Source organism: Thiorhodovibrio frisius, from assembly GCF_033954835.1.
GTDB classification, from domain to species: domain Bacteria; phylum Pseudomonadota; class Gammaproteobacteria; order Chromatiales; family Chromatiaceae; genus Thiorhodovibrio; species Thiorhodovibrio frisius.
Map to the genome: position 1 here is coordinate 2,072,997 of NZ_CP121471.1, position 22,367 is coordinate 2,095,363.

The following is a 22,367-nucleotide window of genomic DNA, read 5'->3' on the forward strand; positions in this document are numbered from 1 at the left end:
TGGCGCGCTCGTCTTTGCCGCTAAGTCAGGCTGTCGTCCGGCCAGAGGCTTTGCGGCTCGTATTGCTCGAGCCGTTCGCGGATCAGGCCCAAGCGCTGCTGAGCCTTGGTGCCCTTGAGTCCGTGTCCGTGCAACTGGCTGAGCAGGGTTTCGCTCTGGTCGATCAGGAGCCTGAGTTGTTCGACATCGAAGAGTTCAACCGCCGCTGCGACCTCACTGGCCGGGGAGGACAGCAGCGCTGGCAGGAGTTCGTGCGCGCTGATGGGGCTGTCCGGGTCGAGTAGATCGGCCACCAGCGGGCTTTCGAGCAGCCGGAAGTGAATCGCGCGGGCCTGTGCCTCGTCGCTCAACTCCTGGCGTGCGACAGGATCATGGTCGCTGTGCCGATGCAGAACCCGCATAATGACCTCAAGCAGCTTTTTGATGGCCGCTTTTTGCTGACTCTGGTCCTCGGGTAGTCCGCAAGCCTGCTCGTAGTGGCGCTCGAGTTCTTCCTTCAAACTCAGCACTTGCTCGCTGCCGGCGTCTGCTGGCAGATCAATCGCGCGTTGCACCAGATCGCGAAATGAGGTGCGGAAGGTCTCGAGTTCGGCATGATCAGCACGCTGGGCGGCGAGCAGGTCCTCTGGCTCGGCGATCCAGGGCGGCCAGGCAAACAGCGGGTTGTTGTGCCGACGCTGAAGCTGGCGTTCGCGACGGCCCGGACGGTCAGTAAAGGGTAAGTCCATTTGGCGCGCTTCCGGGATGCTCGGGCATCCGCTTGAATGTGGGGGGGGGCTGCAATGTGGAAGTCCCCGGAATGTGAAAAATTTCCCGAAAAACCACCGAATAAGACAGAATTCTAATGGAAAGAACCTATCGTCTGGTCATTTCCTGCCCCGATCAGGCGGGCATCGTGGCGGCTGTGAGTGATTTTATCGCCCGACTTGGGGGCTGGATCACAGAAGCCCACCATTATACCGATCCCGGTAGCCAGTGGTTTTTCATGCGCTATGTCGTGCGCGCGGATTCTATTCCCTTTGAGCTGGCAGAATTTCGCGCTCGCTTTGCGCTCACCGCGCAAAGCTTTGGGATGCACTGGTTCATCAACGACAGTGGCATCAAACCCCGTGTGGTGCTGCTGGCAAGCAAGCAGGCGCATTGCTTGTCGGATCTACTGTACCGCTGGCGCAGCCATGAACTCGACTGCGAGATTCCGGCGGTGCTGTCGAACCATGACGATCTGCGCGGCTATGTTGAATGGCATGGCATTGCCTACCATCACCTGGCGGTCGACCCGGGCAACAAGGATCAGCATTTCGCGGCAGTCAGGGAGCGTATCAGCGATGCGCGGGCCGATGTGATTGTGCTAGCGCGCTATATGCAAATCCTACCGCCGGAGTTGTGCGCGGAGTATCCGGCGCGCATCATCAATATCCATCACAGTTTCTTGCCGTCTTTTGTCGGGGCCAGGCCGTACCATCAGGCATCCGAGCGCGGCGTGAAGCTGATCGGCGCGACCTGCCACTATGTGACTAGAGAGCTGGATGCCGGCCCTATCATCGAACAAGACGTGGTGCGGGTGAATCACCACAACACGGTCGAGGATATGGTCCGCCTCGGACGCGATGTCGAAAAAATGGTCCTGGCGCGCGGGCTGCGCTACCACCTGGAAGACCGGGTGCTGGTGCACGGCAACAAGACCATTGTTTTTGCCTGAGACAGGGCAGGAGAGCAGAGGCGAATTGATTGACCGAGCAGGGATAATACCGATGCCGTCACTGTCCCCTTGCGCACCCTAAAAAGGCATGCCTCCGCCAGGCGGAAAGCCACCACCTGGAGGAAAACCGCCACCCGGAGGAAAACCGCCACCAGGCGGGAGGCCCCCGGGCATTTGCCCCTGCATCTGGCGCATCATCTTGGCCATGCCGCCGCCTTTCATTTTTTTCATCATTTTTTGCATCTGGGTAAACTGCTTGAGCAGTTTATTCACATCCTGCACCTGGGTGCCGGAGCCCATGGCGATGCGCCGACGGCGTGACCCTTTAATAATCTGCGGGTAGCTGCGTTCTTTCAGGGTCATGGAGTCCACGATTGCAATCAACTTGGTCATCTCTTTGTCATTGACCTGCTTTTTGACCTTGTCGGGGATCTGGCCCATGCCCGGCAGCTTGTCCATCAGCCCGCTCATGCCGCCAAGCTTGTTCATCTGCTGGAGTTGATCGCGGAAGTCGGTCAGGTCGAAGCCTTTGCCCTTGTGGAGTTTTTTCGCCAGCTTCTCGGCTTTCTCGTGGTCGACCTTCTGCTGCATCTCCTCGACCAGGGAGACCACGTCGCCCATGCCGAGAATGCGCGAGGCCACGCGCTCGGGGTGAAAGGGCTCAAGCGCGGCGGTTTTCTCGCCCACACCGAGGAATTTGATTGGCTTGCCGGTAATCTGGCGGATCGACAGCGCTGCGCCGCCGCGTGCATCGCCATCGGCCTTGGTCAGAATCACACCGGTCAGCGGCAGCGCCTCGTTGAACGCCTTGGCGGTGTTGGCTGCATCCTGGCCCGTCATGCTGTCGACCACGAACAGGGTCTCGACCGGTTTAAGCGCGGCATGCAGCCCGCGAATCTCGGCCATCATGGCCTCATCGATACCAAGCCGACCGGCGGTGTCGATGATGAGGACGTCCTGGAATTGCTTGCGCGCCGCCTCGGTGGCCTGCTTGGCGATGGTGAGTGGTTGATCCGCACCGGTGCTGGGGAAGAAGCTGGCGCCGACTTCATCGGCCAGGGTGCGAAGCTGGTCGATGGCGGCCGGGCGGTAGACGTCGCAGCTTGCTAGCATGACCTTCTTTTTGTGCCGTTCCTGCAGAAAGCGGGCAAGCTTGGCGGTGCTGGTGGTCTTGCCCGAGCCCTGCAAGCCAGCCATTAAAATGATCGCCGGAGGCTGGGCGCTCAGGTCCAGTGCCTCGTTGGCCTCGCCCATCAGGCTGACCAATTCGTCGTTAACGATCTTGATCAGCACCTGTCCGGGTGTCAGACTCTTAGTGACCTCGGCCCCGAGCGCCTGCTCGCGCACTTGATCAACAAAGCTGCGCACCACCGGCAGCGCCACGTCGGCCTCAAGTAGCGCTTTACGCACTTCGCGCAGGCTTTCCTTGATATTATCTTCTGTCAGCCGCGCTTGACCGCGCAGACTCTTGATGACCTCGCCAAAACGTTCCTGAAGGGTATCGAACATCAGTACGCGTGCCGCGCCTTGCGCGGCAAACCTCCCTATAATGTAGTTTGTGACAACCTGCCGGTTGGGAAAATCGCACCACTGCGGGCTGCGTTTTCCATCAGCAGGCTTTGTGAGATGATGACACTATGAAGCAGCCAGTCCTAGCCTCTCTCAGCATTGGCCTATACCTCGTGGCCACAGCCCTGATTTCCTATCGTCTGTTCATGCGTGATCGTGCGACTGTGCCGCCGCGAGTCGTCGCGCTGGGGGCCGCGTTCGCGGGCTTTATGCTGCACACCTGGCTACTGTATCAAACCATCTTCAGCAGCGCGGGCTTGAATCTCGCCTTCTTCAATGCCCTGTCGCTCGCCTCCTGGACAGTGATAGGCGCTCTGCTGGTGCCAAGCATCAACAAACCGGTCGAGAACCTTGGTATCGTGCTACTGCCCGTGGCGGCACTGACCATCCTGCTCGATGCCGTCTATCCCCATGTCGGCTTCATGGCAGAGAACACAAGCTGGATGCTCAAGCTGCACGTGTTGCTGTCGATGCTCGCCTACAGTCTGCTCACACTCGCCAGCGTGCAAGCCCTGCTGCTTGCGGTGCAAGACCACTACCTGCGCAAGCGCCAGCCCAACGGCTTCATACGCTCGCTGCCGCCGCTTATGACCATGGAAGCCCTGCTATTTGAGATGATCAGCGTCGGCTTCATGCTGCTCACCCTGGCGCTACTCAGCGGTGTTGCCTTCCTCGACAACCTCTTTGCCCAGCACTTGGTGCACAAGACCGTGCTCTCGGTCTTTGCCTGGATGATCTTCGGCGGCCTGCTACTCGGGCGCAAACTCTGGGGCTGGCGCGGCCGCAAAGCTATCATCGGCACCCTAAGCGGCTTCATCATCCTGCTACTTTCCTACTTCGGTAGCAAACTGGTGCTCGAACTCATCCTCCACCGCACCATCGGCACCTGACCCACAGCCAGCGCCGTTTTCGGTATAATCTACCGCCTCCCCAGCCGATGTAGCTCAGTTGGTAGAGCAACTGATTCGTAATCAGTAGGTCAGCGGTTCAAATCCGCTCATCGGCTCCATATTTTCAAACACTTACAGCTCTTCCGAAAATCGCGTTTTCGAGCGTGCCCCAGTTTTGCCCCACTTCAGCCACGAAAAACTTTTTTGGCGGCTGGCACAAAAAACCCGGCGCCATGGCCGGGTCTCCAGGGTCGATGTTGACCGAGATCAACTAGGCGGCCTCATCCCACTCGGTGTCGTCATAAGAATGAAGGAATGCGCGAATGCGATTGCGCTCTTCGATCAATCGGGCGCGCTGGCGATCCAGTTCATCCGTCGAAACTCCCGGCAGCACGCGCTCGATCTCAGAGACAGAGACTCCCGCATCGCGCAAAACCCGGCGGCGGTCGTTAATGCCGGCCTGCCCGCAGCGAGACTGGTGCTCGATGCGGTCGAGCTCGGTACGAATTTCATCTTGGCGGCGAAACGCAGCTTTAATTTTGAAGGACATGGAAGAGCGCTCAGCGGCATGCTCAAGGCGCATGGAATCGCCAATCAAGGCGATCTCATCCCGCAGCCGGATAAGCTGGTCCGTCAGTTTCGCGAGCGCGGTGCCGTAGCTTGTGGCGGGGTAGCTCTCGTGTGCATGACACAGAACCGCCAGCGGCTCGCGTGCCGGCAGTTCGGCCAGGTCGCGCATGACCAGTTTTAGATCGTGCCACGTCCGGCCCAAGTCGCCACCAGGGCGGATTCGGCGGGTGGCTTCGGCGGCCTCTTGGAGTGAGAAAGTCAGCATTTTCTTGTGCCCTCCTGGGGCTGGTGGGGTGTGGTAGATACCTTGCTTTCAATGCGCTCGAGACGGTCGAGGACAGCCTCCAGCGCGGCGCGGATTTCGCTTTGATGGGCGTCAGCCAGGCGGGCGAGTCGGACCATCCCTGCCATGGTGGCGTCAGGCTCTCGTTTGGCGATGGTCGTCATGCGATGCCCTCCTGCCCACGCTCGGCTCGCAAGGCGTCCCGGTCGGCCTGAGCTTTGGCGACGGCATCGTCGAACATGCGATCCAGCACGGTCAGGTCAGGCGGCGCGGTGGTGTCGGTGGCGGTGGTCTCACGCACCAGTGTCAGCAGCTCCGTCGCTGTCTCCGGCGCGATGCTCCCGTCAGACACGGCGGTCAGTAGACGGGTGCTGATCTCCTGGGCGGCGCCGGTCAGGTCAACATGGACGGGCGCGGGCTCGGCTCTGAGCTTCGGTATTACCCGATCTAATAACCATGTCAGGGCGTCCATGTCCCCGTCCTTGGCTGATGCGAGCATCTTTTTCAGCAGGACGGGTCCGTGCTTGGCGATCTCGCGGCGGAGCAAGACGCCGGGCGATGACCCACTGCCGGGCGGGCGTCCGGCTTTGTTGCCGCTGGTGCCCGCCCTGAATCGCCCTTTCGGGTCTCGTGTCGTTGCCATAGCTGGCCTCCTGATCGCGTGTGTGACTACAGGTGGCCAGTATCACGCTAAGTTCAGGCGGCGATCAGGGCGTTTTCCGTGCGCGTCCAGTATCCAAGCCACCAAGGGGCGACGATGGCGGATTTCCGGGCGCTGATCAGCCCTTAAGCGCGCGGCGAACGGTCGGCTCGCTGGTGTCGAACTCGCGCGCAAGCTGATAGTTGCTCTTTTCAGGGTGCGCGGCCTTGGCCTCCCGGATGGCTTGGTCGCGCTCGGCTTTGTTACTCGGTAACGGCTCAGTCCGCTTTGCTGTCTCGTTACTCGGTAACGGGCTTGCCACCTTGTCAGCATCGGGTGCTGTCACTGGTGCTGCGCTTTTCAGCCGGGAGACTTCAGCCTTTGCCATATCGCGCTCGCGCTCGACCACTGCCCGCATTGTCTTTTGATGCTCGATCTGAGCGTCCCGGTTTTTCAGATGCGCGCGTAGCTCGCGAATTTCTTTATGCAGCGCTTCCTCGGTTTGGAGCAACCCGGAAACAGTGCTGCGCAGGCGCTTAATCTTGGCATCGTGCGCTGGGGTGTCGTTACCCTGTAACGGCTCGGGGTGTCCGTTACTCGGTAACGCGCTAGCTGTCAGCTTGCCATCATGGAAGGCGTTTTGCTGCTCGCCGGTAAGGGTGTTGATAATGCGTGCCTGAGACTCGATCAGCGCGCGCTCGAGTGCTTGGCGCTGGGTTGTGCCATGCCAGCTTGCCAGCCGGGTAAGCGCAGCCTTGGCTGGCACAGTGACCACCAGGGCGATGCGCTCGCCTTGGGCGTCTACGTCCTTCAGGTGCCGCTCGCGATAACGGCGCTGGCGTTCTGCGTTGGTCATGCCCATCTGCTTAACCTCGGTTGTTACTCAGTAACAGTGAAGATAGTCTGTTACTCAGTAACGGTCAAGGCGTTACTCAGTAACGGCTAAGGGTCGCGTTTCAACCGCGCTCCTGATCTTCCAGGCTCGCCACGCGGCCCTCCAGCGCGGCCAAGCGAGCGGCAACAGCGGCGAAGCTGTAACGGTCGCTGGAATCCTCGGCAAGCCAGTGCTCCAGGTGGGTGACGGCGCGCTCTAGCACGCTGGCGAGCGTTTCATCGGGGTGCTGCTTGAGCGCGGCCAGGCGCTCAGGAATGCGGGCGTCGGCATCGATGCGAACCGCCCATGTGGTCTTGGTTGCGCTCATTGTCCTGACTCCGGGGTGGTGGTTGACCTCCCATAAGACTAGGCCAATGCGGCAAGTTTAACAAGTGTCAAACAATCGACAGCCGATAGCAGGTGATTGGTAGTCAGGTGCTACCAGTGCCATGAATGCAGTAAAAGCGGTGATTCTCTGTCAGTCTGAGGCTGGAAAGCGCGCGCGGGGTAACGCTGGGGGTAACATTTTCGCAGCGTTTGAAAGCGTGTAAGTCTGACAGGCAAAAGAAAACCCCATCAACCTGACCAGGGAATGAGCCCGGAGCTTGACGGGGTTGTCCCGGCTACCAAGCCACCGGGGGGCATAAAGGGGCGGGCGATGCGTGAAACTTGGCCTGAATCACTATTCCAAGGGTCTCGTTTCGCCCAAAACAAGGCTAGGCCAGAATCGCGCTCCCGTCAATCGGGACTGACATTGAACTCAGTGGCGAGCTTGTCGGCGGTTTTGGGGGTGTCATTTTGATCCCCCGAAAAATCCCGATCTACCCTCCCGCTTGCGGCCTTCTTCTCCAACTGATGCTGCTTCCCGCGCAAGCGGCTGATTTCGTCAGTCTCGGCGAAAATGTCTCCCGAGCGGACTTTTTCTCTTTCCTGGGAAAAACCGGCCTTACAGAACGCCCGCTGTGCCGCTTTCGGTGAAGGGGTAAACCGTTGGCAAACCCCTTGGCGGGAACGGCTCAGGGGGCGCGGGATTGGCGCTCAGGGCAGGATGGGCGCCGATCTCGCGCGAGCGCTCCAATGGCCACCAGGGCGGCGCGCTGGCGACTCAGGGCCTTGCCCTCGGCAGGGGCACGGCGAAACCGTAGCGCTCGAAATAGGACTCCCCAGAGTTGGATTGGCGCAGGGCCTGGGGATGGCTGGCGCAATGAGCGCGGCGACGGGGAGGCGGTGGCTCGACTTTCTCCTTTTTTGTTGACTCGAAAATTGTTAATTGGCGCAATGAGCGCGGCGCCGGGGAGGCGGTGGCTCCTCTTGTACGGCCTCAGAAAAATTTGGATAACTGTCGGATTCCTCGCGCGCGCGGGTCAGCCACCACGGCCAGTGCGGATTTGCGTTGGCGCGCTATGGGGCGGGAAAATGCGCGCGCTCGCGGCACAGTTTACATGGCGCGCGAGAGAGTCGGAGCAAACCGGGCGCGGTCCTCGGCTTTGAGCGCGCGCGGGTGGGATTGTGCCATGTTTGGGCGGTGCGCGCGCAACCGACAGGGTGCCGGCGGTGGATCGGTGCCTGACAGATAACGGCAGTCGGCTCCGCCACCAGGGGCACGCGCGCGGCCATGATGCCATGCTGGTGCTGCAATGGCGAACCGGGCTTTGGCCTTGGGGTCGGTCTCGGCATCGCGCTTTAGGCGGGCGATGATGTATTCGGGGTCTGTGCCGCTTTTCTTCTTGGCCCTTTTCAAGTTGATATTATCAACTTGATTACCATCGTCACCTTCAGCCTTCCTGCCTGCCCCATCCCGCTTCCCGCCATGGGTGTCAGCCGCCTCAAACACCTCGCTCCGAAAAGCTCTCAGCGCTTCACCCTCTCGATATACTCCGCTCCCTTGCCTGTCTCGCAAGCCTCGCCATCAATGCAAGGTGCTATTCGCTGGCATCATCGCCAGTTGCAGCAGGTCGCGAATCTGAATCCAAAGATCGCCGGCAATCTGCTTTCGTTCGCGGGTTTCGATTTGTCCATCATCCCCGACGCGCGTTCGCCACCAATGCTCGAACTCGCTTTCATTATCCATCAGGGCGATTAACGAATCCTCGATATGCGGCGGCAGCTCGGGGCGGTATAGGTCCGTGGTGGTGTCCATTGGTGCCTCCCGTCAGAATGCCGCTACGCCAAGTCGATCAAGCTCGAGTGCCAGGCGCATCGGGTCCACGTCCGCGCGCTTGGGCGGGTAATCAAAGCCCTGGGCTCGCAGGTAGCCGATGATTTCCTGATCGCTGCTCGCATCATTTATGCGCCGATCAAATACCACGCGGCGCGCGCGCATATTCAAGGCGGTGCGCAGGACTATCACGCGGGCCGGTGCGGTCTGCCCGGTATTGGAGACACCAAGCTCGGCCAGCTCGCCACGTCCGGGCTTGCGCACGCGCGCGCGGCGGTGGGCGTTAAGGACAAACCAGCGTTTGTCATCTTTGACATAGGGCGGTTTATTGCCTGGGTAGGTACAGGATAAATTCATTGTGGTGCCTCATTGGTGTGGTGTCTTTGCTATTAAGGATGAATGCCCGATAGTCTCGACTAATTCATCGGGCTCTATCGGGAAGTGCCGTTCCATATATCTTTTCAATTTCGCGAGCGCTTTCTTTTCGATGTTTTTCACGCGAATAACGCTGATTCCAAGTTGCTCGGCGATTTCTTCGTGATCCATGACGGGCGTGATGTGCATGTTCGCGGCCTCATTCGTTTATCTATCGGCTAGGCTCGGCATCGCGCGCGGCCTGGACGTAGGCTTCGCGCAACCGGGCGCCATCGGGGCAGAACCGGGCCTGGAGTGCGCCCAAGTTGGTACAGCAGCCGCAACCGGTAGCAGGGGCGCGCATCAGGTGGTCGAGATACAGCCGATGGGCCTCGGTCGCCTTGGCTTTGGCTTCGGTCAGGGCGGGCGGCTCGGGCTGATCTTGCGGCTTGGGAGCGGCGGCGGGCTTGGGTGCAGGCGCTGGGGCGGCGGCCAGCTCGCGCAAGGTCCAGGCGAGTGCTTTCGGGGCGCGCGAACATGCGGCCAGGTATTGCGCGCGGGCCTGGGGATCGGGCTCGCCTATCTGGTCGAGCCACGTTGTTACGCGGTAACGGTCGATAGCCCCTAGTCCGTGCTCCTTGGCTTGTTCCTGTTGCCGGTTTTTGGGGCTGGACTTGGGTGCCTGGATTTTGGGTGCTGGCGAAAAATGCGATTGAAAAACGCCAGGGGGGGAACTGCAAAAACTGCGTAAATTAGTTTTTGCAGTTTTTGCAGTTCGGGGTGGGGCGTTTTTTTTCTCATTTTCGCCTCGCAGCCGATCCAGGTATGGGGTAGGGGTAAGCGCGGCCACGGTTACACACCAGCGCGCGGGTTCACACTGTAAAGCGCGTCCGGCTTGCGTCCGGGTCCGCTGGTGTCCTGGGGGATCTCGATCAGCCAGCCGTACTCGTACAATAGTCGGCATGCGCGCTTAACGGCATCGCGATCCGTCAGGCCATGCCAGCCGTTGCGAACGATCTCCCAAGCCCGAAACTGGGTGGGCATGCCAGGCTTGCGCAGTCTGGCGAGCAACAGGTTCGCGGCGGTGGTCTCGGGCGATTCGGCGGCGTGATAGATGCGCTCGGCATGGGGGGCGAGATATTCCAGCCAGGCGAGCGCTTTCATCAGGGTGCGCTGTGATACAGCTTGAGTCTGGTAGTCATCAGCGATATGCAGAATCAGTGCGATCTTGCCGAGTAGCCCTGGGTATTTGCCGAGATGGGCGGCCAATGATTCAGACTCGGCGCGGTTGGCTTCATTGGCACGGCGTTCGAGCATGAATGCGGTGTACCATTCAATGAATAACTCCTGTGCGCTGGGCTGCAACCGAACAAACTTCACGTCATCATCGAATCGGTCTGGGTGCCCAATGAAATTGAAGTCAAGCGAATCGGTGCGCGAAAACAGGTTAAATGCCTCTTCTCGGGCGTTGGCATTGGGGGCGCGGTCAACATACTCGAACCCCACTGGATCGGGCCAGGTGGCGAGTTGGAAGCGCTGCAACAGTCCATCGGCGCGGTCGCCAGTAGCGGCTCCACGGACATAGCGAGACAAAGGGCCGGGCTGGATGCCACCAAAAACGCTCAGGGCGTACTTGGGCAGTGTGGTTGTGCCTCTGATGATGCGGTCGAAGCGATAGCCCTCCTTGCCGCTCCAGCCTGAGAGGTAGAGCCCGCGCGCGGTGGCGTTAGCATCGTCTTCAAGGTCTTTCAGCAGAGCCGAGATTTCATCGCGCTCGACCAAAAGCCCGTTGGGATTTTCGGCCAGCAAGACGCCAAGCGCTTCTGCGGTCGCGTTACTTGTCCAGTAGGTCATTTTCGGCGGCGCATCGGGCGGTGGCTCGGTGAACGGCTCAATCTTGGCGCCGGGGTCTTTGCTCAGTTTTTTGGCGTTGTCCTTCTTGACGGCGGCCTTGCGAAGCTGGTAGCCCTCCATCTCAGCCTCGTGCGCGGCACTGGCTTGGGCGTTGCTTTCGTCGGCTGTGACTTGCAGGCGCTTGAGCGGCTTCAATGCCTGCCCGGCGGCGGGGCTCTTGAGTGCAGACGGTGGGCCGATATTCAATCCCCAGACATTGGGGTATTCCGTCCAGTCGTCGTCGCGCTTGAGTCTGATGCCGATGCGGCGGCCAACAACTGATCCCAGAGACACCATGCCAGCGATGGCAACAAAATCAGCCGGGAATCGCGCGCGGTCTGCGCAGTCTTCCACCCACGGTCTGAGGGCATCTGGGAGGATGTCTAGCGGCAGCTCTGGAACCGCCGGCAGGCTCGGTAAGGGCGTCGGCTCTGGCAGGTCCGGGGGGGCTGGGGCGGCCTCAGAATTAGGGGGCGAATAGGTCCATGCTTTTTTTCGGTCCTTGGCGCCATTGGCCCAGCCATCGCGGATCGCCGCGCGTTCTGATGCCCAGTTCACCTCGGCCGGCTCGCCGTTGGTATCGGCGGCGCGCATGAGCTCCACGAACTCCTTGAGCATGGATTCCAGCGCAGCCTGGGGCAGCCCATCGCGCGCGGCGAAGGCGCCCATCTTGAAGATTTCGCCGTGACGGCTGGCCTGTGGGTTGTCGTGCGTTCGTCTTGCAGCGTCCCATGCGATTTTGCGGGCCTTGGCCTGATCCCACTCACCAGGTTCCGGCGCCGGTGGCTCAGCGCTTGGCTTGGGCGCATCGTCCAGTTTCAGCCCAAGGCCGGTAACGAGATCGGGCAGCGCATAGCGCAGCTCTGGTGCCCATACCCAGACGGCTCCGGGGAACGGCTCGCCATGATGGTCAATCACGGAAGCCTTGGCGTTGACTCCCTCGGGTAAGCGCACCAGGCGCACGGGGTTGTTGCCGTTGGGATCGGTGTACCCCTTGGCCTTGAGTGCCTTCAGCACGCGCTGAAACAGGTCCAGGTCGGTGATAGGGCGGTCAAGGATGAATCCGAGTTGAGCGTTGTCCGGTGAAGTCTCCAGTTCCCACGATGGCGGGATGGTGATTAGATCGCGGTCAACTTTCCCGTTGCTGCCAACATCGTCAATCACCAGTGCATGCACCGCTGCTGGGTTCCTGCGTGAGAACCTTCCGCTCTCATCCGGCCTGACTGATGCGGTCGAGAAATACTGATTCGTGCCGGGTGCCAGGCAGGCGGGCAGCGAGCCATTAACGGGATAGGTCGCCCAATGTGACTTTGCGACCTTGTGCGGATCGCCATGGAAACCCACGACCACGGGCGCGGCGCCCTCGGGGATGGTGTGAAAAACCGCTTTGAGAAAATCCGCGTTGGAGATGCTAAACTCTCCCATGACGGTGCCCTCCTGTGGTGGGTGTGGCGGTGTCGGTGGTGTCTTGATCCCAAGCCCGGGCGGCGGTGGTGCGCTCCCGGGCTTTTTCATGGCCGGTGCCGGGCCATCGGCTGGCCTGCTTATCGCGGCGCTGGCGGCGGCGGCCGGTGGATTTGCGGCCTCTACTCATGGTTGGCCTCCTCCCGCCAGATGGCGACGATCTCATCGCAGGTTTCCGGGGCTAGGCCGGTCTCCTCGGCGATGTCGTCGGTCTCCAGCCCGTCCATGGCGCGAGCCAGCGCGGCCAGCATCAGTGGGCGCTCCGTGGTGGCATCGGCCTTACTGACATTGATCATCGCGAGCAACAGCTGGGATTCCGCGCGTTGAATCAACTCGATCAGCTCGGCCTTATCCAGCGCCAGGGCGGTGGTTGGCTGTCCGGTGACCTGCCGCAAGGTGGTCAGCGCGGGGTCTGCGATTTCGCACAGAAGTGTCGGCAGGCGGTCGATGGCAGCCTGTGCTACCCGCTTGGGGTCAGCTTGGTGGCCAACCACGAAAAACAACGGGTTGTTGTTGCCTTCGTGGGACTGTTCGAGTGCTACAGCGTCAGACGGCCAGCGGGCGCCAGCGCGCGGGTCGCTCGGGTCTACTACTACGATCTGGCCAGCAGAATGGGAATGAACGGATAGCATGTGTCGGTCTCCGATTGATGATCGAAAGGACCGACTGAGGCGGGCAGGAGGATGGACAACCGGAAGGCAAGCGAAAACGCCACCTTGGCATGACGCCAGGCGGGCGGATTGCTACACTATTGAGGCCGGTGTTCATCTTGAGACTGCCGTAATCAGTCGGAGGTGGGCTTTGCTGTCGGGCGTTGGTAGCGCCCGGCAGACGGTTTAATCATAGACCAAAATTCAGCCCATGTGCCAGCATGGGCTTTTTTGTGCGCAGCTTTCATCACGCGGCCTCCCGCGCGGGTGTCCGCTCGTTGTCGAGCAGCCACTTTTGCAGCGCGGCGCGCCGATACCACGGCTTGCGGCCAATGTAGGTCCGGGGCGGGCCGATGCGCTCAGACCACCAGCGTTGCAGAGTCCGCCGTGTGACTCCGAGGTACGCGGCGGCGCTGTCTTCCTCTAGGTATTCGCCTTCTAACGCCATAGTTGTCTCCGATAACGCGAGTCGTCATTAGGTGGCGTCATCGGAACACACGGCATGGGGGGACACGCAAGGGGGGACACTATCCCCTCTTTTGTCCCCCTCCTTTGTCCCCCCTGTGCTGTCACTCAAGCGCGGCGATGCCTTGCTGCTTCCAAAAGTGCGCAATGAAGCTGGTTTCACTGATCGGCTGGCCTGTCTCGCGCGCGATGAAAGCCGGGTGATCCTTGAGCGCGTGATAGAGCTTCTTCCTGCTCAGTCCGCGCCGGGTCTTGAGTCGGTGCCAGTCCGCGCGCGGGATGCCTTGGGCCTTGAGCCACGCGGCCAGGGCGGCGGTGCGCGCGTCCATTGGGTTCTGATGGGTGTCTGTCTCCGGTGGGTCGGTCGGCCAAGGCGAGTCGATTCCGAGCGTGCGAAAGGTGGTGAGCCAATCGGCGGGCGGGGCTGAATCGCCCACGGTTGCCAGGAATAGGCGCTCCAGGTTCTCGACAGCCGGGGCAATGGCCGCGCGGTCGCAGTCGCGCAAGCTACCGAGGGGGTCAACTCCAAGCGCTAGATGCGCTGCACTTTTTGCGGTCCATTGGCGGGCGGCGAGAAAATCGCGGCGCGGGGGATAGCCGAAACCCTCGCGCTTGAGCGCTTCCTTGCCGCTGGCGACAAGCTCGCTGGCTGTCGCTTTCTTCACATTGATGTCGAATTCGACGCGGACATTGACCAAGCATTCGGCATCATCGGTGCTATCATTATTCACAGCGTTTCATCTCATAGAGCAAGGAAGGTGTTTCGCGACCAGGCGCCAAGGGCTGTTCCCCCTTTGGCGCCTTTTTCGTTTTGGGTCCGGTCTTAACGGGCAAGCCTTGCTATTGCAGGCGCGCCGGACACGAAAGCGAGTTTTTGCAGTTTTTGCAGTTCGGTCTTGGGCGTTTTTCAATCGCGTTTTTTTAGCCGACAGCGCTCTTGGCGAAGGGGACCACGTTACTAACGGTGTTCCCCACGATACCGAGCAAGGCGCGCTCCCACTTCTCCCAGGCGGCGCGGTTTTCGGCGCTGTAGTCGTGCTGGTTGTAGACCGCGACCACGCCGGTCTTACCATGCCCGATGGTGCGCTCGGCCACTTCTTCACTGACTCCCAGGGCGGCTAGACGGGTGCGGCAGGTGCGGCGCAGATCGTGCGGGGTCCAGTGTCCCCAGTCTGCATTCGACTTGTTCGCCATCGGTGCCACGGCGCGAGCCACGGCGCGGTCGAGTCCCGCGACGGTTGCCGGCTTGCCTCCATCGCGATGCACGAAAACGAAGTCGCTGGGCTTCCATTTGCGGCGGGTGGCAAGTCGCGCTGATTCCTCCTTGGCCTGTTCGAGCAAGGCGAGCGCTGTCTTTGTGAGATAAACCCGGTGCTCGGTGTCCGTCTTGCGGCGGCGGGCGGCGGGAATGATCCAAGTTTCGCCATCGATCTCCGACCAGGACATGCCGAGCACTTCGACTGGGCGCTGGCCTGTGAGTAGGATCAGCTTGAGCGCGATCAAGGTGAGTCCGCGCGTCCCTGCCTCGCCATTCCAGAGTGCGCGAATCTCATCATCGTCGAGCACGCGGCGGCGCTTGCGCGGTTTCAGTGCCTTGTCGATCTTGGCGGGCTTGATGCCGGTGGCTGGCGACAGGGGCAGCAGCTCGCGATCCTCGGCAAAGCTGAATAGCTGCTTGATGTAGGTAAGCAGCAGGGCGGCTGCGCGGGGCGCTTTGAGCGCGCGGGCTTCCACCAGGCTAATGATGTCCGAGCGCTTGACGGTATCGATGCGGCGCTTGCCCATAACGGGGATCAGATCGCGTTCGAGGTAGCCGCGCGCTTCATTGGCGGTGTGCAAGCGGCCCTCGCGGCTCTTGCAGAATCGATCCACCAGGGCGGCGATGGTCATTTCATCGCGGGCGGCGTGTTTCTCTCCGAGCGGGTCTTTGCCTTGATCCACCAGGGCGCGCAACCGAGCGGCCTCAATGCGCGCGGCTGTCAGCGACCAGGCGGCTCCGAACTCGCCAATGGTTAGGATGCGCTCTTGCCCGCTTCTCGCGCGGTATCGCAAGACGAAGGCTTTGGTTCCAGCGGATGTCACACGCAACCCGAAACCCTTTGGGGCGTCCCGGTGCGCGTCCCAGTAGATGCGCTTGCCCTTCTCGGGCGTTTGATACTCGCGGATGCGCTTGTCTGTGAGTGCCTCGCGGATGCGCTTGTCTGTTGCGCTTGGCATGGCGTGCCCCTCGTTGGCGGGTGAAACTGGGGCAAGGCGAGCGTGCCCCAGTTTTGCCCCAGTACAGAACGGCTTTTCTTGGGTGCCGAATGTCGCTCAACTTCAGTTTACGCCACTGTTAGTCACTGTCAAGACAAGGGGTTAGAAACTGGGGCAAGGATTGGCGGGGGCGGTAAAAAAGTGGGGTAAATGGATTCGTAATCAGTAGGTCAGCGGTTCAAATCCGCTCATCGGCTCCAACAAAAAAAGCCTTGCAGCTATTGGCGGCAGGGCTTTTTTCTTGGTCGGCCGGTTTAGGTCGCGAGCTAGGTCACAGCCAAGTATTGTGCAAGCGCGTGTAATATGCCTTTGTTCGACCAAGGCATTCCTTTCTAGTGTAGCCGTTCTTGGCGACATAAAAAACCCGCTTGGCGGCGGGTGCTGCTTCTCTTCTGTCGGTGCCGGTTAGCTGGGTGCCGAGGTGACTGGCCTGGTTTGGCTCCGGTAGTCGCGGAAGTGGCGCAGCAGGCGGGTCAGTCAGGGCACTTAGAAGCCGGTTGAGGTGGACCCATTGGGTGTCCTCCACCTCACTGTTCTTGCACGCACCCCAATGTCATCCCCGCCAATAGGCGGGTAGGAACAGGATTAGCAGGGTAAAGACCTCGAGGCGGCCGACTAGCATGGCGAAGAGTGACAGCCATTTGATGGCGTCATCGACGCCGGCGAAGCTTGAGGCTACTTCGCCCAGCCCGGGGCCGAGCAGGTTGATGGTTGCGACTACGGCACCCACGGCGCTGGTGAAGTCCAGCCCTAGTCCCATCATCGCCAGGGTCAGCATCAGGGTGACGAAGGTATAGAGCACGGCAAAGCCCCAGATGGAGAACTGGGTGTCTTGGTCGACTGGGCGCCCGCCAAGCTTGAGCGTCATCATGGCGCGCGGATGTGCGAGATGGACCAACTGCTGCACTCCCTGCCTGGCCATGAGCATGACGCGCATGACTTTCATGCCGCCAGCGGTGGAGCCGATGCAGCCACCGATAAAGGACAGGATTACGAGCGTCAGCGGGATGTGCCGTGGCCATTCACCAAAGGTGGCGGTGCCGAAGCCGGTGCTGGTCAGGATGGAGGCGACCTGAAAGGCGCCGTAGCGCAGGGACTCCGCAAAACCGGGGTAAGCCTGGGTCCATAGCAGGCTCAGCGCCACAAACAAGCTGCCGCCGAGAAAGAGCCCACCATAGACGCGTGCCTCCGGATCGCGCGGGTAGACGAGGGGATTGCGGCGGTTCCAGGCGACGAAATGCACGGCAAAGTTCACCCCGCCAGCGAGCATGAAGACAATGGCGATGCTCTCGATCAGGGGGCTGTTGAACCATCCGATGCTGGCGTCATGGGTGGAGAAGCCGCCAGTCGCGACTGTGGCAAAGGCGTGTCCCACGGCATCGAAAAGCGTCATGCCCGCAGCCCAGTAGGCCAGTGCGCAAGCCAGTGTCAGGCCGACATAAATGCCCCAGAGCGAGCGGGCGGTTTCGGCAATGCGCGGGGTGAGTTTCTCAAACTTTGCCACCCCGGAGGACTCAGCGCGATAGAGCTGACTGCCGCCCACGCCCATGAGCGGCAGAATGGCCACGGCCAGCACAATCATGCCCATGCCGCCGAGCCACTGGATTTGCTGGCGGTGATACAGAATGGACGGCGGCAAGCTATCGAGCCCCGTCATCACGGTTGCGCCCGTGGTAGTGAAGCCGGAGATGGACTCGAACACTGCATCGGTGACGGACAGATGCAGCCCCAGCACAAATGGCAACCCGGCAACGGCGCCGATGAGCGCCCAGAACAGGGCGACGACAAAAAAGGCCTCGCGCACCGACAGCGCCTGACGTTTTGCGTGATTCGGCAACCACAGCGCCAGACCGAGCAAGGCGCACAGCAGCCAGGAGCTCACGAACTCCTTCATCTGACCGTCCTGATAGAGCCAGGCGACGCCAAGGGAGGGCAGAAAGCTTAGGCTATAGAATAGAAATAACAGCCCAAAGAGACGAAAGACAGTGCGCCAGTGCATGGCGAAAGACTCGACAGGTAAAGGGTGGTGGCAACCTGCGATTTTAGCCTTGTTCGGCGCTCTTGTTCAGCGACATTCTGCATTCGCGTGGCGCGTTCAAGCTTGGCCGGGCTTGCTTCAACCCGCATTCACTGTTCGGTCAGTCACTGTTCCGCGGGCAGACGCAGCGCACCAGGGTGCCGTGCTGTTCGCCCTGGGTGCCGATCTGGATATCCAGCAGCCCGCCGATGATGCTGGCGCGGTAGCGCATGATGTGCAGGCCGAACTGGCCGGTTTCGGTTGCTGCGGGTGGTTTCCAGTAGCCGTCGTCCCTGATGGAGAGAACCATTCGGTGTTCGGTCTCCTCCAGCCGGATGTCAATCTGCTTGGGCTTTCCATGCTTGACGGCGTTGTGGACCGCTTCTTGGGCAATGCGAAACAGATGCGCGACGGCGTGCTGGTCGGCGCCGCTGAACTCAATGTCGCCGCTGAACTGACAGCTTAGCTCAGGGCTGGTCGCATCGATGCGCTCGGCCAGCGCGGCGAGTGCCTTGGGTAGGCCGTCGGCCACGATTTCTACCGGCGCCAGGCCTTTGACGACGACGCGGGTGTCGGCCAGGGCCTGCTGAATGTGCTCGGAGAGCGCGGCGGCCAGATTGGCATCGTCTTGTTTGGTCCGGGCCAGGCCGGTGGCCAGGCGCGCGGCGAGCAGACTGATGCCGGTGAGCTGTTGTCCGAGTCCGTCGTGAATATCGCGCCCAATGCGCTCTTGCTCGCGGGTGCTGGCTTCGATCACTTCGCGTTCCAGCCGCAGGCGTTGGCGTTGGTCGCGTACCCAGAGCACATAAAGCTCAAGATGGCCGATAGCGGAGATGGACAATTCGAGCGGAAAGTGAGTGCCGTTGGCATGCACGCCGATGCATCCGTGCGGCCATTCGCCATCGCAGGGCACGGCGCTGATGCCGGTTTTGAACAGGTTGGGCGAGGCGACTTTGTCATCGGGCAGGATCAGGCGCTCAAGTGGTTGGCCAAGCATGGTGGTCTGATCGACGCCGAAGAGTTCCATTGCCGCCGGATTCAGCTCCCGGAGTCTTTGGGCCTGGTCAACGACCAGGATGCCGTGCGTGGAGCTAGACACTACGGCATCAAGCCGCTCTTCGCGATGCCGCAACTCGGTTTCGATAGCCTTGCGATCACTGATGTCGATGAGCGCGACCAGCACGCGGGCCAGGCTGGTCTCGGCGCCGGGGGCTGGGACAAGAACGCAGAGCACCGGGATCTCGCGTTTCTCATTGTCGTGCAGCACGCCTTCGTGGATGATCTGCTCCGGGGTAGCAAGGAGCGACTCGATTAAATCTGCCAGTTGATCCGGCGACTGGATCGGGAACAGGTGCGGTAGACCGGTGGTGAGTTCCTGTAGCGAATTGACCCGCACCAGTGCCATTGTGGCGCGATTGACAGCAACGGGATGAATACGCTGATAGCAGGCGTCGAGGCAGCCTGCCTGGGTGCGCAGCGGCTCGCCGATAGGCTGGTTGATGCTGGTGCGCAGGGATTCCAGGTAGCCTTTCAACTCGGAACAATCCAGTTCCATCAAACACATAGGCGAGTCATCGAACAGGATGCGATAGCGCGCTTCGCTTTGTCGGATGGCGGCTTCGGCTTCGGCACGGGCGCTGATGTCGATGAAGTTAATGGTCACGCCGTCGATACGGTTGTCCCGCGTTCGGTAGGGCAGGATGCGGCGGAGGTAGCGGGTGTCAAGGTCGCCGGCAATTTCCCGTTCGCTCGGGGTCAGAGTGTCGAGCACGCGCTGGGCATCTTCGAGGAGCCTGGGGTCATCGATGTTCGGCGCCAGGTCGCTGAGCGGGCGTTGCTCGTCACCCGAGCGCAGGTTCAGTAGCCGCGCGCTGTTGGGCGTGAAGCTCTTGATATGCATTGCGGTGTCGAGAAACACCGTGGCAATCTCGGCGCTAGAAATCAGGTTGTGCAGATCGTTGCCGCTGGTCTCCAGTTCGCGGATTTTTTCTTCCAGCTGGCTGTTGACCGTGCTCAGTTCTTCGTTGAGCGATTGTAATTCTTCTTTGGAGCTGACCAGTTCTTCGTTGGCTGATTGCAGCTCTTCGTTCATCGCCATGGCCTCCTCGTTGGCGGCCATGAGTTCCTCGTTGTTGTGCTCCATGCCTTCTGCTGTGTTTTGCAAATCCTCCCGCGCGATTTGCAACTCGCGCTCCAGCCGTTGTCTCTGGGCATCATCGGCGGTGCTGGCATCTGCCACGGCTGGGGCGGGCTCCAACGGCGGTTGGTCGAGGAAGCTGATCAGGAGCAGACCGCGCGCGGCGGCAGGATTGCGCAGGGCGCGAATCCGGATGTCGATCGGGCGTGGCGGGCCAGAATCCTGTGGGTGCAGATCCTCCAGACGTTGGTCGCTGTTCTCGCTCAGGGCGCGAAGACAGGCACCACGCAGACGCGCGCGCAGGCTCTGGCGTGTCATCGTGATCAGGTCAAGGCTCGGTGGGCCGTTGGGGCGAATCAGGTAATCATCCGTGGGACCAAAGAAATACAGAATCTCAAGTTGCCTGTTGACCAGCACCGAGGCGGGTACGAATTGCTCCATCAGCAGGGTGCGGGCAAGTTCTTCGAGCGTTGGACCAGAGGTAGGCATGGGTTTGGAGGGCTGATCGGAGGTGCGCTGAGCGGGGTCTGCGGTGATCGGGAATCTGAGATTTTCATGCCGGGTCGGACCGATGCGTCGAAACAACCGCCAGGGCTTGGACAGGGTCTCAAACAGGTCGGTGGCCCGGCCGATGGTCTCGGCCGGGCCGAGCAGTAGGGTGGCGTTGGGCTTGAGCGCGAAGTGAAACAGGCCAAGAATCTGCTGTTGTACCTTCGGCTTGAAATAGATCAGCAGGTTGCGGCAACTGATGAGATCGAGATTGGAAAAAGGTGGATCGGCGATGAGATTCTGGCAGGCAAAGAGCACCACCTCACGCACTTGCTTGGTCACACGCAAGGAGTTCTTGCCCTCGCGCACAAAAAAACGGCCCAGGCGTTCGGCGCCCAGATTGGCGCCTAGGTTGGCCCCTAGATCGGTGGCTATGCTGTCGGGATAGACGCCACGCCTGGCGGATTTTAGTGCTCCTGGGTCAATGTCGGTGGCGAAGATTTGCAGGCTCGGCGCCACCCGCATGTGCGCGCTCTGTTCCAACAGCAGGATTGCTAGCGAATAGGCCTCTTCACCAGTGGCGCAGCCCGGCACCCAGACGCGGATTGAGCGCGCTTCCAACAGTGACGACGCGCCAGGAGCGAACAAGGCCTGTTGCAGCGCGGCGAAGGCTTTCGCATCGCGGAAAAAGCGCGTCACGCCGATTAATAGATCCTGAAACAGTTCGCGCGCCTCCTCCGGGTGGGCGCGCAGATAGTCGAGGTAGTCCGCGCTGCGGTTGATCCGGCACAGGCCCATGCGGCGCTTGACCCGGCGCCAAACCATGTTGCGCCGATAGCCACTAAAATCGCAGTGGATCTGTTTGTGCAGCGTCAGGAGCACCTCGTCGAGCAGTGCCTCCTCGACCTCGAGGTCGACATCGGTTGTGGTCGGCGGGGAGTTTGTAGGGTGACTGAACGCAAGGGCCGGCTGAAGCACAGAATGCAGGTTGGTCACATAGCTTTGAATGGCCTCGCCCATCAACTGAGGCGGCAGTAAGGCATCGACCAGCCCGGCGTCGAGTACGGATTGCGGCATTTGTTCGCAGGCCGCGCTGTTGGGGGTCTGCGCCAGTGCGAGCCCGCCAGCGGCCTTGATGGCCTTGAGGCCATCGATGCCATGTATTCCGGTGCCGGAGAGGATGACGCCGATGGCGCGCTCGCGATAGCCATGGGCCAGGGTGCAGAGAAAGGCGTCGCCCCCGCCCTGTCTTAGCGTCGCCACATCTGCGGCTGGGTGCAGACGCAGTCGCCCGCCGCTTAAGGTCACGGCAAAGTTCGACGGTCCGATAGACACGCAGTTGGCTGTTAGCGGGGAGTGAGGGCCGATCTCCGCCACCGGCATTGTGGTGAATGCTTTGAGCAACTCCGGTAGCAGGCTGGCGCGGTGCGGATCGAGGTGAGGCACCAGCACGTAGGCGATACCGCTGGCGGTGGGCAACCCCTGGAGCAGTGCGCGCATGGCGTCCAGGCCTCCGGCGGAGGCCAGCACGCCAACCACGGCCAGCGGCTGCCGGTCAGGGTCCGGAGCTGCTGATGCTGTTGCTGACTCTGGTGCCGGAACCAGAGCCAGTATTCTTGTTGCAGGTGGCGTCATTCAAGGGCCGAACGTGTTTCCTGCTCGGCTTGCAGCCAGTCTTCGGTTTCGGAACCGCCGAGGAAGCCGCGCTTTTCCGCTTTGAAATAGGCCGCCTCAGCCACCGCTTGCCAATGAGTTTGCGACATGGCGGGGCCATTGACTTCCTGCTCGGGTGGCGAGGCGAAGCGCAGGGAGGCTGTCTCGGCTGGCCCCGCATGATGTACGAGCGCGTCCTCTTGGTTGTTGCGTCTTTCACCCAGGTGCCGACGATTACTCAAGGTCCGCCGGTCTTGCAAGGTGTTGCGGTCAATCGAGAATGACGAAAAAGGCATGGTCAGCCTC

At 61.0% G+C, this 22,367-nt stretch carries 23 protein-coding genes and 1 tRNA gene; 3 read left to right on the top strand and 21 right to left on the bottom strand.

Annotated features, from left to right (window positions below; genetic code table 11):
- Nucleotides 1-20 precede the first annotated feature (20 nt).
- Nucleotides 21-728, bottom strand: a complete 708-nt coding sequence (locus Thiofri_RS09705; protein ID WP_009151205.1) for a hypothetical protein — start codon at nt 726-728, stop codon at nt 21-23.
- 116 nt (nt 729-844) lie between these two features.
- Between Thiofri_RS09705 and purU the strand changes: the two genes are divergently transcribed.
- Nucleotides 845-1,699, top strand: a complete 855-nt coding sequence (gene purU / locus Thiofri_RS09710) for a formyltetrahydrofolate deformylase (protein WP_009151206.1) — start codon at nt 845-847, stop codon at nt 1,697-1,699.
- A 78-nt stretch (nt 1,700-1,777) separates the two neighbouring features.
- Here purU and ffh read toward each other — a convergent pair whose 3' ends face one another.
- Nucleotides 1,778-3,208 (bottom strand): signal recognition particle protein, encoded by a 1,431-nt coding sequence (gene ffh / locus Thiofri_RS09715; protein WP_009151207.1) that lies wholly within the window; start codon nt 3,206-3,208, stop codon nt 1,778-1,780.
- Nucleotides 3,209-3,336: 128 nt separating this feature from the next.
- Between ffh and Thiofri_RS09720 the strand changes: the two genes are divergently transcribed.
- Complete coding sequence (locus Thiofri_RS09720) at nt 3,337-4,158, top strand: cytochrome C assembly family protein (RefSeq protein WP_009151208.1); 822 nt, start codon at nt 3,337-3,339, stop codon at nt 4,156-4,158.
- 43 nt (nt 4,159-4,201) lie between these two features.
- Nucleotides 4,202-4,277, top strand: a tRNA-Thr gene (locus tag Thiofri_RS09725).
- A gap of 152 nt (nt 4,278-4,429) precedes the next feature.
- Here Thiofri_RS09725 and Thiofri_RS09730 read toward each other — a convergent pair.
- The 19 genes from Thiofri_RS09730 to Thiofri_RS09820 form a co-directional block, all read right to left on the bottom strand.
- A complete protein-coding gene (locus Thiofri_RS09730; protein ID WP_009151209.1) occupies nt 4,430-4,993 on the bottom strand; it encodes a hypothetical protein in 564 nt (187 codons plus the stop codon).
- On the bottom strand, nt 4,987-5,175 hold the full coding sequence (locus Thiofri_RS09735; protein ID WP_009151210.1) for a hypothetical protein: 189 nt from the start codon (nt 5,173-5,175) through the stop codon (nt 4,987-4,989). Before Thiofri_RS09735 ends, Thiofri_RS09730 begins: the two co-directional genes overlap by 7 nt.
- Complete coding sequence (locus Thiofri_RS09740) at nt 5,172-5,654, bottom strand: DUF5681 domain-containing protein (RefSeq protein ID WP_009151211.1); 483 nt, start codon at nt 5,652-5,654, stop codon at nt 5,172-5,174. Before Thiofri_RS09740 ends, Thiofri_RS09735 begins: the two co-directional genes overlap by 4 nt.
- Nucleotides 5,655-5,790: 136 nt before the next feature.
- A complete protein-coding gene (locus Thiofri_RS09745) occupies nt 5,791-6,507 on the bottom strand; it encodes a transcriptional regulator (protein WP_190275874.1) in 717 nt (238 codons plus the stop codon).
- A gap of 100 nt (nt 6,508-6,607) precedes the next feature.
- Nucleotides 6,608-6,853, bottom strand: coding sequence for a hypothetical protein (locus Thiofri_RS09750; RefSeq protein WP_009151213.1), 246 nt, complete (start codon nt 6,851-6,853; stop codon nt 6,608-6,610).
- Nucleotides 6,854-7,963: 1,110 nt separating this feature from the next.
- Nucleotides 7,964-8,266, bottom strand: a complete 303-nt coding sequence (locus Thiofri_RS09755; RefSeq protein ID WP_143742036.1) for a hypothetical protein — start codon at nt 8,264-8,266, stop codon at nt 7,964-7,966.
- A gap of 168 nt (nt 8,267-8,434) precedes the next feature.
- Complete coding sequence (locus Thiofri_RS09760) at nt 8,435-8,665, bottom strand: hypothetical protein (RefSeq protein WP_009151215.1); 231 nt, start codon at nt 8,663-8,665, stop codon at nt 8,435-8,437.
- 12 nt (nt 8,666-8,677) lie between these two features.
- Nucleotides 8,678-9,040, bottom strand: coding sequence for a hypothetical protein (locus tag Thiofri_RS09765; protein ID WP_009151216.1), 363 nt, complete (start codon nt 9,038-9,040; stop codon nt 8,678-8,680).
- Between the two features lie 9 nt (nt 9,041-9,049).
- Nucleotides 9,050-9,247, bottom strand: a complete 198-nt coding sequence (locus Thiofri_RS09770; protein WP_083848583.1) for a sigma factor-like helix-turn-helix DNA-binding protein — start codon at nt 9,245-9,247, stop codon at nt 9,050-9,052.
- A gap of 22 nt (nt 9,248-9,269) precedes the next feature.
- Nucleotides 9,270-9,542: a hypothetical protein gene (locus Thiofri_RS09775; RefSeq protein ID WP_040857607.1), complete on the bottom strand. Its 273-nt coding sequence runs from the start codon at nt 9,540-9,542 to the stop codon at nt 9,270-9,272.
- 347 nt (nt 9,543-9,889) lie between these two features.
- Nucleotides 9,890-12,355, bottom strand: coding sequence for a YfjI family protein (locus Thiofri_RS09780; protein WP_009151218.1), 2,466 nt, complete (start codon nt 12,353-12,355; stop codon nt 9,890-9,892).
- A complete protein-coding gene (locus Thiofri_RS09785; protein WP_009151219.1) occupies nt 12,342-12,524 on the bottom strand; it encodes a hypothetical protein in 183 nt (60 codons plus the stop codon). The genes Thiofri_RS09780 and Thiofri_RS09785 overlap by 14 nt, the downstream gene beginning before the upstream one ends.
- On the bottom strand, nt 12,517-13,026 hold the full coding sequence (locus Thiofri_RS09790) for a hypothetical protein (RefSeq protein ID WP_009151220.1): 510 nt from the start codon (nt 13,024-13,026) through the stop codon (nt 12,517-12,519). The genes Thiofri_RS09785 and Thiofri_RS09790 overlap by 8 nt, the downstream gene beginning before the upstream one ends.
- 265 nt (nt 13,027-13,291) lie before the next feature.
- Nucleotides 13,292-13,492 (bottom strand): helix-turn-helix domain-containing protein, encoded by a 201-nt coding sequence (locus Thiofri_RS09795; protein ID WP_009151221.1) that lies wholly within the window; start codon nt 13,490-13,492, stop codon nt 13,292-13,294.
- 121 nt (nt 13,493-13,613) lie between these two features.
- The gene (locus Thiofri_RS09800) at nt 13,614-14,240 is read right to left on the bottom strand and encodes a hypothetical protein (protein ID WP_009151222.1); all 627 of its coding nucleotides are present in this window, start codon (nt 14,238-14,240) and stop codon (nt 13,614-13,616) included.
- A 190-nt stretch (nt 14,241-14,430) separates the two neighbouring features.
- Nucleotides 14,431-15,726 (bottom strand): tyrosine-type recombinase/integrase, encoded by a 1,296-nt coding sequence (locus tag Thiofri_RS09805; protein ID WP_009151223.1) that lies wholly within the window; start codon nt 15,724-15,726, stop codon nt 14,431-14,433.
- A gap of 592 nt (nt 15,727-16,318) precedes the next feature.
- Complete coding sequence (locus tag Thiofri_RS09810; protein ID WP_009151224.1) at nt 16,319-17,764, bottom strand: TrkH family potassium uptake protein; 1,446 nt, start codon at nt 17,762-17,764, stop codon at nt 16,319-16,321.
- Between the two features lie 139 nt (nt 17,765-17,903).
- Nucleotides 17,904-22,043 (bottom strand): CheR family methyltransferase, encoded by a 4,140-nt coding sequence (locus Thiofri_RS09815; protein ID WP_009151225.1) that lies wholly within the window; start codon nt 22,041-22,043, stop codon nt 17,904-17,906.
- On the bottom strand, nt 22,040-22,357 hold the full coding sequence (locus Thiofri_RS09820; protein WP_009151226.1) for a DUF2934 domain-containing protein: 318 nt from the start codon (nt 22,355-22,357) through the stop codon (nt 22,040-22,042). Before Thiofri_RS09820 ends, Thiofri_RS09815 begins: the two co-directional genes overlap by 4 nt.
- Between the last annotated feature and the right edge of the window lie 10 nt (nt 22,358-22,367).